12 protein-coding genes are annotated in these 12,908 nt (G+C 72.2%); 7 read left to right on the forward strand and 5 right to left on the reverse strand.

What is annotated here, in order from left to right; genetic code table 11:
- The first annotated feature begins 31 nt into the window (after positions 1-31).
- Entirely contained in the window at positions 32-1,492 is a 1,461-nt protein-coding gene (locus OAW74_RS02175) for an NAD(P)H-quinone dehydrogenase (RefSeq protein WP_262872693.1), read from the forward strand.
- A 26-nt stretch (positions 1,493-1,518) separates the two neighbouring features.
- Here OAW74_RS02175 and OAW74_RS02180 read toward each other — a convergent pair whose 3' ends face one another.
- From OAW74_RS02180 to OAW74_RS02190, 3 genes are all read right to left on the reverse strand, one after another.
- Positions 1,519-2,310 carry a hypothetical protein gene (locus tag OAW74_RS02180; protein WP_262872694.1) on the reverse strand — a complete coding sequence of 264 codons (792 nt, stop codon included), beginning with the start codon at positions 2,308-2,310 and terminating at the stop codon, positions 1,519-1,521.
- 31 nt (positions 2,311-2,341) lie between these two features.
- Positions 2,342-4,108 (reverse strand): acetyl/propionyl/methylcrotonyl-CoA carboxylase subunit alpha, encoded by a 1,767-nt coding sequence (locus OAW74_RS02185; protein WP_262872695.1) that lies wholly within the window; start codon positions 4,106-4,108, stop codon positions 2,342-2,344.
- A gap of 78 nt (positions 4,109-4,186) precedes the next feature.
- Positions 4,187-4,828 carry a Maf family protein gene (locus tag OAW74_RS02190; protein ID WP_262872696.1) on the reverse strand — a complete coding sequence of 214 codons (642 nt, stop codon included), beginning with the start codon at positions 4,826-4,828 and terminating at the stop codon, positions 4,187-4,189.
- A 50-nt stretch (positions 4,829-4,878) separates the two neighbouring features.
- Here OAW74_RS02190 and OAW74_RS02195 point away from each other — a divergent pair, with 50 nt between their 5' ends.
- The 4 genes from OAW74_RS02195 to OAW74_RS02210 are packed head-to-tail and all read left to right on the forward strand — an operon-like array spanning position 4,879 to position 9,224.
- The gene (locus OAW74_RS02195; RefSeq protein WP_262872697.1) at positions 4,879-6,195 is read left to right on the forward strand and encodes a class I SAM-dependent RNA methyltransferase; all 1,317 of its coding nucleotides are present in this window, start codon (positions 4,879-4,881) and stop codon (positions 6,193-6,195) included.
- Between the two features lie 35 nt (positions 6,196-6,230).
- On the forward strand, positions 6,231-6,905 hold the full coding sequence (locus OAW74_RS02200) for a response regulator transcription factor (protein ID WP_262872698.1): 675 nt from the start codon (positions 6,231-6,233) through the stop codon (positions 6,903-6,905).
- Positions 6,895-8,202 carry a sensor histidine kinase gene (locus tag OAW74_RS02205; protein WP_262872699.1) on the forward strand — a complete coding sequence of 436 codons (1,308 nt, stop codon included), beginning with the start codon at positions 6,895-6,897 and terminating at the stop codon, positions 8,200-8,202. Before OAW74_RS02200 ends, OAW74_RS02205 begins: the two co-directional genes overlap by 11 nt.
- Positions 8,199-9,224, forward strand: a complete 1,026-nt coding sequence (locus OAW74_RS02210) for a hypothetical protein (protein ID WP_262872700.1) — start codon at positions 8,199-8,201, stop codon at positions 9,222-9,224. Before OAW74_RS02205 ends, OAW74_RS02210 begins: the two co-directional genes overlap by 4 nt.
- A 279-nt stretch (positions 9,225-9,503) precedes the next feature.
- Here the strand turns inward: OAW74_RS02210 and OAW74_RS02215 are convergent, their stop codons facing one another.
- Together OAW74_RS02215 and OAW74_RS02220 are read right to left on the reverse strand one after the other, a co-directional pair.
- Positions 9,504-9,734: an acyl-CoA carboxylase epsilon subunit gene (locus OAW74_RS02215; RefSeq protein WP_262872701.1), complete on the reverse strand. Its 231-nt coding sequence runs from the start codon at positions 9,732-9,734 to the stop codon at positions 9,504-9,506.
- Complete coding sequence (locus tag OAW74_RS02220; RefSeq protein WP_262872702.1) at positions 9,731-11,326, reverse strand: acyl-CoA carboxylase subunit beta; 1,596 nt, start codon at positions 11,324-11,326, stop codon at positions 9,731-9,733. Before OAW74_RS02220 ends, OAW74_RS02215 begins: the two co-directional genes overlap by 4 nt.
- 120 nt (positions 11,327-11,446) lie before the next feature.
- On the opposite strand from OAW74_RS02220, the gene OAW74_RS02225 reads away from it, so the two are divergent.
- Both OAW74_RS02225 and OAW74_RS02230 read left to right on the forward strand, forming a co-directional pair.
- The gene (locus tag OAW74_RS02225; protein ID WP_262872703.1) at positions 11,447-12,238 is read left to right on the forward strand and encodes a biotin--[acetyl-CoA-carboxylase] ligase; all 792 of its coding nucleotides are present in this window, start codon (positions 11,447-11,449) and stop codon (positions 12,236-12,238) included.
- 67 nt (positions 12,239-12,305) lie between these two features.
- Complete coding sequence (locus tag OAW74_RS02230) at positions 12,306-12,854, forward strand: PH domain-containing protein (RefSeq protein WP_262872704.1); 549 nt, start codon at positions 12,306-12,308, stop codon at positions 12,852-12,854.
- The last annotated feature ends 54 nt before the right edge of the window (positions 12,855-12,908 follow it).

The following is a 12,908-nucleotide window of genomic DNA, read 5'->3' on the forward strand; positions in this document are numbered from 1 at the left end:
GGGTTCGGCCCAGTGCTCGCGGCAGGGGAGAATGGAGCACATGTCCGTGAGCTTCGAGCGCACCCAGAGCGTCGCCATCATCGGCGGCGGACCCGGCGGATACGAGGCGGCGCTGGCCGCGGCGCAGCTGGGCGCCGAGGTGACCCTCGTCGAGCGGGCGGGCGTCGGGGGCTCCGCCGTCATCACCGACGTCGTGCCGTCGAAGTCGCTCATCGCGACCGCCGACGCCGCCGTCGCGATCGCCGCGGCGAGCGATCTGGGTGTGCAGCTGTTCGCCAAAGACGCCTCCGGGGCGCCGCTCAAGCCCGAGATCGCGATCAACCTGCGCGCCGTCAACAAGCGCCTTCTGTCGCTGGCCCGCCAGCAGTCCGACGACATGCGCGCCGCGCTCGTGGCTGCGGGCGTGCGCATCGTCAACGGCCACGGGCGTCTGCTGGACCGCAACTCGGTCGTCGTGTCGACCGAGGCGGGCGGCACGGACTTCGAGCGCATCCAGGCCGACACCCTCGTCGTCTCGGTCGGGGCATCGCCGCGCGAGCTGCCGCAGGCCCAGCCCGACGGCGAGCGCATCCTCACCTGGACCCAGCTCTACGACATGAAGGCGCTCCCCGAGCACCTCATCGTGGTCGGCTCCGGCGTCACCGGCGCGGAGTTCGCCGGCGCCTACATGAACCTCGGCGCCAAGGTCACCCTCGTCTCGAGCCGCGACCAGGTGCTGCCTGGGGAGGACCGCGACGCGGCGGCCGTGCTCGAGCGCGTGTTCACCCGCGGCGGCATGACGGTGCTCGGCAAGTCGCGCGCCGACCGCGTCGAGCGGGTCGGCGACGGCGTCGTGGTGCATCTTGCCGACGGCCGCACGGTCGAGGGCAGCCACTGCCTCATGGCGGTCGGGTCGATCCCCAACACCCAGGGGATCGGACTCGAGGAGGCCGGCGTGCAGCTGACGGCATCCGGTCACATCCAGGTCAACCGCGTCGCGCGCACGTCGGTTCCCAACATCTATGCCGCCGGCGACTGCACGACCTTCGTGCCGCTGGCCTCGGTCGCCTCGATGCAGGGTCGCACCGCGATCTTCCACGCCCTCGGCGACACCGTGATCCCGCTCGACCGCCGCCGCATCACCAGCAACATCTTCACCGCTCCCGAGATCGCGACCGTCGGGCTGTCGGAGCGCGACGTCGAGGCGGGCGTCATCAACGGCGTCGTGCACAAGCTGCCGATCTCGTCGAACCCGCGGGCCAAGATGGTGGGCACTACCGACGGCTTCGTCAAGATCATCGCGCGGCAGGGCTCTGGAAGCGTCATGGGCGGCGTCATCGTGGCCCCTCGCGCGTCGGAGCTCATCTACCCGATCGCGATCGCCGTCGAGCGGCGCCTGACGGTCGATCAGCTCTCGCGCGTGTTCGCGGTCTACCCGTCGCTCACCGGCAGCATCACCGACGCCGCCCGCGCCATGCACATCGTCGATCGGGGCATGGACCACGACGCGTAGACGGATGCGGTGGCCACCGCATCCGCTCAGTCCTCCGGGTCGATCTCGACGGCGAAGGCGCCCTGCTCGCCGCCGCTGTCGAGGTCGATCGAGAGCTGGTCGACGACCTCGACGCCGATCTCGGTGCGGCTCCCGCAGGTGATCGCGATCGGATCCTGGTGCGGCTCGACCGAGGTGTCGCCGCTGATGGTCGCGAAGACCCTCGCCGGCCCCGCGCACTCGACGCGTACGATGTGCAGGCCAGGGTCGAGCGTGCCGTCGCGCCACATCAGCGGGTAGACCGCGCCCGGCGGACCGAAGCCGCCCGACATCCGCGAGCGCGCGTGGATGTCGGCGCCGTCGATCTCGAAGTAGTCCTGCCATTCGTCGCGCTCGAACGCCTGCCCGAACGCGGCCGCGGTGAAGGGCACCGCGCGGTCGTGGCGGGTCGTGGCGAAGCGCACCCTGGTGACATCGGTGAGGAACCCGTCGTAGGCGATCGAGCCTGGCACCCCCGTGCAGTCGACGTCGAGCACGTCGGAGGTGGCGCCGTTGTCGGCGAAGACCAGCACGTCGAACTGCGCGGTGCCGCCGCCGAAGCAGGCGATCTCGATGCGGTCGACGAGCGTCTCGAGGTCGAACGTCATGCCCACGGTCGCCTGGCCCGCGGGGCTCGTGCGCCCCGAGATCGTGCCCACGACGGCCGTGTCGGCCGCGTAGTCGGCCAGCGTCGCATCGGTCCAGCGGCCCCCGGCCACGTCGCCGCCGCTCGGCTGCGGCGCGCACCCCGACAGTGCGACGACGGCGCCGAGGGCGGCGATCAGGATGCGGCGGCGCATGCCCTCACGATAGGTGCGCCGCCGCGCCGTGTCACGAGATGGTGAGCAGCTGGTGGCCGGCCGACACCGTCGTGCCGGGGTTCGCGTCGATCGCGCCGACGACGCCGTCTTTGTGGGCCTGGATGGGCTGCTCCATCTTCATGGCCTCGAGCACGACCACGAGGTCGCCCTTGACGACCTGCTGGCCGTCTTCGACGGCGACCTTGACGATGGTGGCCTGCATGGGGGCCTTGACCGAGTCGCCCGATGCCCCGGCGTTGGCGGTCGTCGCGTGCGAGCGCCGCGAGGGCGGCACCGCGGCGGGGCGGCCCGCCGCAGCCGGCGTGCTCACGATGCGGTCGGGAAGGCTCACCTCGAGGCGCTTGCCGGCGACCTCGACGACGACGGTGTGACGCGTGGCGGCCGGCTGCGGGTCGCCGAGCTCGCCGTCCCACGGCGGGATGTCGTTCACGAACTCGGTCTCGATCCACCGAGTGAAGACGCCGAACGTGCCGTCCTCGGCGGTGAAGGCGGGGTCGCGCACGACGGCGCGGTGGAACGGCAGCACGGTCGGCAGCCCGGCGACCTCGAACTCGTCGAGCGCGCGGCGCGCGCGCTCGAGCGCCTCGGCGCGATCGCGGCCGGTCACGATGATCTTGGCCAGCAGCGAGTCGAACGCACCAGAGACCTCGTCGCCGGCGGTCACCCCGGAGTCGAGCCGAAGGCCGGGGCCGCCGAAGGTCTTGAACACGCGGATCGGGCCGGGCTGGGGGAGGAAGCCCCGACCGGGGTCTTCTCCGTTGATGCGGAACTCGATCGAGTGGCCCACCGGCTCGGGGTCGCCGTAGCCGAGCTCTTCGCCTTCGGCGATGCGGAACTGCTCGCGCACGAGGTCGAGGCCGGTGACCTCCTCCGAGACGGGATGCTCGACCTGCAGGCGCGTGTTGACCTCGAGGAACGAGATGGTGCCGTCGGCGCCGATGAGGAACTCGCACGTGCCCGCGCCGACGTAGCCGACCTCCCGCAGGATCGCCTTCGATGCGGTGTAGAGGATCTCGGTCTGCTCGGGGGTGAGGAAGGGCGCGGGGGCCTCTTCGACGAGCTTCTGGTGCCGGCGCTGCAGGGAGCAGTCGCGCGTGGAGACAACGACGACGGTGCCGGCGGCATCCGCCAGGCACTGCGTCTCGACGTGACGCGGCTTGTCGAGGTACTTCTCGACGAAGCACTCGCCGCGGCCGAACGCCGTGATCGCCTCGCGGGTCGCCGACTCGAAGAGCTCGGCGACCTCGTCGAGTTCGCGGGCGACCTTGAGTCCGCGCCCTCCGCCGCCGTAGGCGGCCTTGATCGCGATGGGCAGACCGTGCTCCTGTGCGAAGGCGATGACCTCGTCGGCGCCGGCGACCGGACCGGGGGTGCCGGGGGCCAGCGGCGCGCCGACCTTCTCGGCGACGTGTCGGGCGGTCACCTTGTCGCCCAGGGCCTCGATGGCCTCGGGGCTCGGGCCGATCCAGACCAGACCCGCACCGATGACGGCGCGGGCGAAGTCGGCGTTCTCGGCGAGGAAGCCGTAGCCGGGGTGCACGGCGTCGGCACCGGAGCGGCGTGCGACCGAGAGGATCTTCTCGATCGAGAGGTAGGTGTCGGCGCTGGTCGCGCCGTCGAGGGCGTAGGCCTCATCCGCCAGGCGCACGTGCAGGGCATCGCGGTCCTGGTCGGCGTACACGGCGACGGAGGCCTTGCCGGCGTCGCGCGCGGCGCGGATGATGCGGACGGCGATCTCGCCGCGGTTCGCGATGAGGACCTTGGCGATCTGGGGCATGGATGCCAGCCTACTGGCGGCTAGCGACCCCTTTTTGACTGCCCTGCACAAGAAAAGCCGAAAATCGTTTCGCGGACCCTACGAACGATTCCACAGGGTCGGCCACTCCACGCCGAGTTCGCGCACCAGTCGGCGCAGCGTCGAGAGCGACATCCCGACGACGGTCGACGGCTCTCCGTCCACGTGCGAGATGAAGGGCCCCCCGAGGCTGTCGATCGTGAAGGCGCCGGCGACGTGCAGCGGCTCTCCGGTGGCGACGTAGGCGGCGATCTCGTCGTCGGTCACCTCGGCGAAGGTGACGGATGCCGCCGCCACCGCGTGGGCCTCGACAGGATCCGCCCCGGGCCGCAGCCGATAGACGCTGTGCCCGGAGTGCAGCACTCCGGTGCGGCCGCGCATCGCGTGCCAGCGCGCCGTGGCCACCTCGGGAGTGAGGGGCTTGCCGAGCACCTGCCCGTCGATCTCGAACATCGAGTCGCCTCCAATCACGAGCCCATCGAAGGCGGGATCGTCGGCGGCGAGGCGTGCGGCGACCTCGGCGGCCTTGCGGCGCGCCAGCAGCAGCACGTGGGCATCGGGCGCGAGCGTGCTCTCGTGGGCCTCGACGGCGGCCACGACGGCGTCTTCGTCGACGTCGGGGGAGCGGGTCTCGGGTTCGATGCCGGCCTGACGCAGCAGCATGAGGCGGGCGGGTGAGGTGGAGGCCAGGAGCACACGCATGGCTCTCAGCGTACGGGCGGGCCACAGCCCAGGTGTGCGAGCATCGGAGGATGGATGCCGGCGACCTCATCGACCTCGACATCACCGGCGTCGCCCACGGCGGCGTGTTCGTCGGCCGCCATGAGGGGCGGGTCGTATTCGTGCCCGACACGATCCCCGGCGAGCGGGTGCGGGTGCGGCTCACCGACACCGCCAAGCGCTCCTTCTGGCGCGGCGAGGCGATCGAGGTGCTCGACGCGTCGGCCCATCGCGTGCCGCACGTGTGGCGCCAGGCCGACATCGACACACCGCCCGAGGCGCGCCCCGGCGGCGCCGACTTCGGGCACATCGCGCTGCCGCGCCAGCGCACGCTCAAACTCGAGGTGCTCGTCGACGCGCTGGAGCGGTTCGGCAAGGTGCGGCTGCCGGTGGCGATCGAGGGCGCCCTCGAGGCGGCCGGCGCCGACGGCGTGGTCTCGAACGAGACAGCGGACGGCACGCGCTGGCGCACCCGCGTGGGGCTGCACGTCGACGACGAGGGCCGCGTCGGTCCGTTCGCGGCCCGCAGCCACCGTGTCGTGGAGGTCGACGATCATCCGCTGGCCACCGAAGCCGTCGAGGCGGCCGCTCTCGCGCTCGGCCGGGGCGAACCGGGGCGCATCGATCTCGTGCAGCCCTCCGACGGGCGGGTGCGCGTCATCGCGCACCCCGACCAGGCGCGGAAGGCACGGCGCGGCCGCGGCGTGCGGCGGCCGCAGCCGACGGCATCCGAGGTCGTCGTCGAACGCGTCGACGGTCGCGACTTCCGCGTCGACGCGACGGGCTTCTGGCAGGTGCACCGCCTCGCGGCGCACTCGCTGTCGGCGACGGTGAAGGCCATGCTGCGCGAGACCCGCGCCGACGGGCCGGCGATCGACCCCGACGCGTGGCACCTCGACCTCTACGGCGGTGTGGGCCTGTTCGCCGCGGCCCTCGGCGACCTCGGCGGCTCGGCCACCCGCGTGACCACCGTCGAATCCGACGCGCGGGCGACCGAGCACGCCGGCGAGAACCTGGCGGAATGGATCGGCGCGCGCGCCGAGACCGACCGTGTCGACCGCTGGATCGCGCGGCTGGGCGCCCAGGCGTCGGCCGCGCAGCGCGAGCAGCTCTCGCGCGGCGTCGTGCTGCTGGATCCGCCCCGTGCGGGCGCGGGCCGGCAGGTCGTCGAAGGCGTGGCCGCGCTGGCCCCTTCGACCGTCATCTACGTGGCGTGCGACCCGGTCGCCCTCGCCCGAGACCTCGGCACCTTCGGCGAGCTCGGCTACCGGCCGACGCGCGTGCACGCGCTCGACCTCTTCCCCGCCTCGCACCACCTCGAGGCCGTCGCGGTGCTCGCGCGCGGCTGAGGGCCGGTGGGGCGGCCGCGCGCTAGCCTGAAGCAATGACGCGCGTGGCCCTCATCGACGACCACGAATCCGTGCGCCTGGGCCTCGAGGCGGCCTGCGCCAGGGCCGGCACCAAGAAGGTCGTCTTCTCGGGCAGCTCGGTCGACGCCTACCTCGACTGGCGCGCGTTCAGCAAGGCGCCGCCCGCCGACGTGGTCGTGCTCGATCTGACGCTCGGCGACGGCACGACGGTCACCGAGAACGTCACCCGCGTCGTGCGCGACGGATCGAGCGTCATCATCCACAGCGTCGCCGACCGCCCGGCCTCCGTGCGCGAGGCGCTCGCCGCCGGCGCCGTCGGGGTCGTGAGCAAGTCGTCGCCGATCGACGACGTCATCGCCGCGATCCGCACGGTGGCGCGCGGCGAGGTGCTCAACAACGTCGAATGGGCCAGCGCTGTCGAAGGCGACCGGGCGTTCGCCGACGCGCAGCTGTCGGGGCGCGAGCGCGAGGTGCTGCGCCTGTACGCCGCCGGGCTGCCGCTGAAGGTCGTCGCCGACCGGCTCGGCATCGCCTACTCCACCGCGAAGGAGAACATCACGCGGGTGCGCATGAAGTACGTCGACGTCGGGCGGCCCGCGCCGACGAAGGTCGATCTGCTGCGCCGGGCGATGGAAGACGGCATCCTCGCGTCGCCGTCGGACGAGGCAGGACCGACCGGTGACGGCTGACGCCGGTCAGGGCCCCGTCATCGGCACTCCCGTCACCGGGCCGCGGCCCGCGCCCCCCGACAGCGCGCTCGACGTCGCGTGGGGCCAGGTGCGCATCGGCGGCGGCGCCCCGACGACGCTCGGCTCGTTCACGCGCCGCCGCATCGAGCGGGTCATCACGCTCGCCGTCGGCGGCGGGTCGCTGGTGCTCGGCGTGCAGGCCTTCCTGGCGGCGCTCGGGCCGGGCATCGAGCTCCCAGGCTGGCACCTTCCGCTCGTGCTGCTGTGCTTCGTTCCGCTGGGCCTCATGCTCGTCGCCTGCGCCGTCGGCCGCCTCGTGGGAGTCGCGGCAGGGATGTTCGCGTCGGCGTTCGTGCTGACCCTGCTGCTGTGGCCGTTCGCGACCGCCGGTGCCGCCGCCGCCGCGACGACGACCCAGCCCTGGATCTGGTACCTCGTCAACATCGCGACCGTCTCGACCGTGCTGGCCTTCCCGCTCGCGCTGCAGGTGGTCTGGACGATCGGCATTCCCGTGCTCTACGGGGTGGTCGTGCTCGTGCAGATCGGATTCGCCCAGAAGTACCTCGTGGGCATCGCCCTCGACGTCTCGTTCGCTCTGATCCTCGGTGGGATGCTGTGGGCGCTCGGCTGGATGTTCCGCTCGATCGCCGCCGGCGTCGATGCCGCCCGCGGGCAGGTCGTCGAGTCCTATGCCCTCGCCGCAGCGGAGGATGCCCGCGAGCAGGAGCGCGTCGCGGTCGCCGCCCTCATGCACGACAGCGTGCTGGCGGCGCTCATCGCCGCCGAGCGTGCGCACTCGCCCCGTGAGCGTGATCTGGCCGTGGGCATGGCGAGGGAGGCGCTGACGCGCCTGGCGAACACCGAGCGCGATCTGCACGAGGGCAGCGATGCGGCGACGGATGCCGCGGCCATCGCCGCCGACATCGAGCACACGGCGCGCGAGCTCGGCGTCGACCTGTCGGTCGAGCGGACCATTGCGGAGAATGTCGCGATGGTGCCGGGGAGGGTCGCTCGCGCCCTGGTGCTCGCCTCTGCGCAGGCCGTCGCCAACGCCGTGCAGCACGCTGACGGAGCCGGCCTGACGGTCGCCGTCGGCGGCGACAGCGATCCCGTGCGCGTGCGCATCGAGATCGCCGACGACGGCACCGGCTTCGACCTGGCCAGCGTCCCAGACGACCGGCTCGGCATCCGTGCCTCGATCATCGCGCGCGTGGCCGCCGTCGGCGGCACCGCCCGCATCCGCTCGGACGAGCAGGGCACACGCGTCGTGCTGTCGTGGCAGGAGGATCCCCAGTGATCAGCGTCCGCCGCATCCTCGTCATCCTCGCCGTCGCCTTCACGGCCTATCTCGCCGCGCGCGGCCTGTGGTGGACCGAGCCGATCCCGTACCCGGCGATCGTGGTCACGACCCTCGGCTTCTACCTCGTCTCGACCTGGCTGTGCATCTGGTGGGATCCGGGAGCGCACGATGCGGCCAGGCACTCGCGCCAGCTGCCGGTATGGGCCTGCGTCATCGCGCTCGCCGACGCCGTGATCGTGCCCAGCGCGGTCGCCGTGGGCGTCGGAGCGGCGTCGCGCACCGAGTCGTTCGCCACCTGGTACCTCGGCGGCATCGGGGCGCTCATGACGATCGTGATGGTGCGCCGGCGCCCTTGGATCGCCTGGATCGGCATCGCCGCGCTCGGCATCGCCTCGATGGTGTGGATGGGTCCGCCGGCGGCCCTCGCGCTGGGCCTCGTGGGATCGGTCGTGTGGGTCGCGCTCGCGCAGCTGCTCGTGATGTCGACCGACCGTGCCGCCGCCGACACCGAGCACCTCGCCCAGCTGCAGCGTGCGGCGTCGGCGTGGCAGGCCTCGCAGACCGTCCGGCAGCGGGAGCGGCGCGTGCAGGTGCAGCGTGCGCTCGCGACCGCCGGACCCGTGCTCGCCCGCACCATCGCCACGAGCGGGATGCTCACTGACGCCGAGCGCGCCGACGCGCGTCTGGCCGAGGGGAGCCTGCGCGACGAGCTTCGCGGCGGCCGGCTGCTCGACGACGTGGTGCGCGCCGAGCTCGACGCGGCCCGGCGCCGCGGTGCTCACGTCACGATGCTCGACGAGGGCGGCCTCGAGGCGCTCGACGACGCGTCGCTCGGGCTCATCCGGGCGGAGCTGGCCTCGACGCTGCGCGACGCCAGTTCGGAGCGGCTCTACATCCGCACGTCGCCGCATGATTCGGTCGCCGTCACCGTCGTGGGGCGATCGGGATCGGGTCAGGGGCTCTCCGACGAGGATGCCGTGGACCTGTGGCGCGAGATCGCGCTGCCGCCCCGCGACTGAACTCCGATGCGGCGCCGACGAGGCGCGCCGAACCTCTCGCTCCCGTCCCGATAAGGGGAGGGGTGTTCGGGACGGGAGCGAAGAGGAGAGGCGAGGGGCGGCGAAGCCGCCCGCCCCTCGCCTGGCGGACCGGTTACCCGAAAACCGTCCGCGGTGGCCGAACCTGGAACGTCGTCCTTGGGGGTGACGACAGGCCAGCCGAACGCAGAAGCGTTCCAGCAGAACAATTCTGCGTCGGGGGCAAGAGGTGTGTCTGTAGGTATTTCGGGGGACAAAGCCTCAGCGCGCGTGGCGCCAGCCGAGCTCCCGCGCAAGGGGCCGGCGCAGCGCGCGCCGGGTCTGCATCCACGCCGACGTCGACGGGGCGTCGTCGGCGGTCGCCGCGTCGACCTCGCCCGCGTACGCCTCACTGACCACGGCGATGAGGGCCGCGAGCTCTTCTGCGCTCGGGGCCCCGCGGCGCACCTCCACCGACACGGCGCCGGTCGCCCCGCTCTCCTGCGCGCTCACAGCGGGATGTTCCCGTGCTTCTTGGGCGGCAGCTCGGCCCGCTTGCCCCGCAGGGCCCGCAGCGACTTCGCGATCATGACGCGGGTCTGCGCCGGCTCGATGATGCCGTCGAGTTCGCCGCGCTCGGCCGCCAGGAACGGCGAGGCCACGTTGTAGGTGTACTCGTTGGCGAGCTTCGTGCGCACCGCCGCGACGTCTTCTCCCGCCTCTTCTGCGCGCTTGAGCTCACCGCGGTAGAGGATGTTGACGGCGCCCTGCCCGCCCATCACGGCGATCTCGGCCGTCGGCCAGGCGAGGTTGATGTCGGCTCCCAGCTGCTTGGAGCCCATCACGATGTAGGCGCCACCGTAGGCCTTGCGCAGGATCACCGTGACGAGGGGCACGGTCGCCTCGGCGTAGGCGTAGAGCAGCTTCGCGCCGCGGCGGATGACGCCCGTCCACTCCTGGTCGGTGCCCGGCAGGTAGCCGGGCACGTCGACGAGGGTCACGATCGGGATCGAGAACGCATCGCAGAACCGCACGAAGCGGCTGGCCTTCTCGCCGGCGTCGATGTTGAGGGTTCCGGCCATCTGCGACGGCTGGTTCGCGATGACGCCGACGGTGCGCCCCTCGACGCGGCCGAAGCCGATGACGATGTTGGGGGCGAACAGCGGCTGCACCTCGAGGAAGTCCTCGGCATCGACGAGCCGGCGGATGACCTCGTGGATGTCGTAGGGCTGGTTGGGCGAGTCGGGGATGATCGCGTTCAGCGAGCGATCGGCATCCGTCGTCTCGAAATCGAAGCCGCTCTCGTACGCGGGGGCGTCGGCCAGGTTGTTGTCGGGCAGGAAGCCGACGAGCGTGCGGGCGTAGTCGATCGCGTCGTCTTCGTCGTCGGCGAGGTAGTGCGCGACGCCGGAGCGGGTGTTGTGGGTGTGGGCGCCGCCGAGCTCCTCCATGCCGACGTCTTCGCCGGTGACGGTCTTGATGACGTCGGGGCCGGTGACGAACATCTGGCTGGTCTTGTCGACCATGATGACGAAGTCGGTGAGGGCGGGGGAGTACACGGCGCCGCCGGCCGCGGGGCCCATGATGATCGAGATCTGCGGGATCACCCCGGACGCGCGGGTGTTGAGGCGGAAGATCTCGCCGTACTTGCCGAGGGCGACGACGCCTTCCTGGATGCGCGCGCCACCCGAGTCGAGGATGCCGATGATCGGGATGCCGCTGCGCAGGGCCAGTTCCATGACCTTGATGATCTTCTCGCCGGCGACTTCGCCGAGGGAGCCGCCGAAGGTCGTGAAGTCCTGCGAGTACACGGCGACCGTGCGGCCGTGGATCGTGCCCATGCCGGTGACGACGGAGTCGCCGTAGGGGCGCGCTCGGTCCATGCCGAACGCCGTCGTGCGGTGGCGCACGTATTCGTCGAGCTCGACGAAGCTGCCCTGGTCGAGCAGCAGCTCGATGCGCTCGCGCGCGGTCATCTTGCCCTTGGCGGACTGCTTGGCGTGCGACACCGCTTCGGCATCGACGACCGCCTCCTGGTACCGCGCCCGGAGGTCCGCGATCTTGCCGGCGGTGGTGGAGAGGTCGGGTTCGGTCACGGGTTCCACCCTAGCGGCGGCCTCCCGCGAGGTCTTGGAGGGTTCGCACAAGGGGTCGCCGGGTTCTGTGTGACCGGGTTCCACCATCCCTCCCGCCCCGCCGCCGCGGGCGGCGCGTAGGGTGGCGGGATGAGCGAGGGATATCCCAGGGCGGCCGCCGTCAGCCCCCGATTGCAGGTCGTCGAATCGACGGGCTCGACCAACGCCGATCTCGTCGAGCTGGTCACTCGGGTCGACCAGGAGCTGCTTCCGCACCTGTCTGTCGTGCTCACCCGCGACCAGCGCGCGGGGCGCGGGCGCCTCGATCGCAGCTGGACCGCGCCGGCGGGGACGGCGCTGGCCGTCTCGGTGCTGCTGCGCGTGCCCGACCTCCCCACGCATGCACGCGGCTGGATTCCGCTCCTCGCGGGCGACGCCATGGCGCACGCGGTCGGAGGGCAGCTGCGCGACGGAGGGCACTCCGTCGCGCTCAAGTGGCCCAACGATGTGCTGCTCGACGGAGCCAAGCTGTGCGGCATCCTCGCCGAGGCCGTGCCGCACCACCCCGACGCGGTCGTGGTCGGGGCGGGCGTGAACACCACCATGACGCCGGCCGATCTGCCCGTCGCGACGGCGACCTCGTTCGCCGCGGTCGGACTGACCGTCGATGAGGATCGCCTGCTGGCCGACTATCTCGAGGCACTGGCGGCAGCGCTCGACCGACTGGTCGCGGCCGGAGGCGACGCCGAGGCGGCGGGACTGCGCGCGCAGGTGCAGGAGCGCTGCGCCACCGTGGGCGGCGACGTGCGCGTCGCGCTGCCCGACGGCTCGACGCTCGAGGGCGCGGCGCGGCGCATCGACCCCGACGGCCGGCTGGTCGTCGAGCCCGCGACCGGCGGCGAGGTCGCCGTGTCCGCCGGCGACGTCGTGCACGTGCGCTGAGCAGCGACGGCGGCGAGGGTCGGCGCGGCAGCACGCCTCGGGCGCGGGGCTCGCACAGAATGGACCCATGACCCAGCCGCCGACGATCGGGGGGCGCCCGCTCACCCCGGCGTTCGGCGTGCCCACTCCCGAGCTGCGCATCGCGCGCCTGCGCGGTCACGCCCGCAGGCTCTTCTGGTCGGCGTTCGTGCTCGTCGCGGTCGCCGGGGCGACCGGCTACTTCTACGGCAACCTGCCCGATCCCTTCGAGAACTGGATGCTGCTGACCGCCGCCGCCGTGGTGATCCTGCTGCTCGTGCTCCTGCCCTTCCTCGCGTGGCGGACCCACACCTACACGATCACGACGCGCCGCGTCATCGAGCGCAGCGGGCTGTTCGGGGCGACCAGGCGCGAGCTGACGCACGTGCGCGGCTACACGATCCAGGTGCGCCGCGGCCCGCTGCAGCGGCTGTGGCGCTCGGGGACCCTCACCCTGTCCAACGGCGTCGACGAGCCGATCAGGCTGCGCGACATCCCGCAGGTGCTGCTCGTGCACGAAGTGCTCATCGACCAGGTGGAGGTCAATCAGATCCTCGCCCACCGCGACGCGCAGAACCTTCCGCCCGCCCCGGCGTGATCGGCGCCGAGGCGGCTCGCCGGGTGCGGGACAATGTCAGGGTGGGAAGGAGCG

Source organism: Microbacterium fluvii, from assembly GCF_025515205.1.
GTDB lineage: Bacteria > Actinomycetota > Actinomycetes > Actinomycetales > Microbacteriaceae > Microbacterium > Microbacterium fluvii.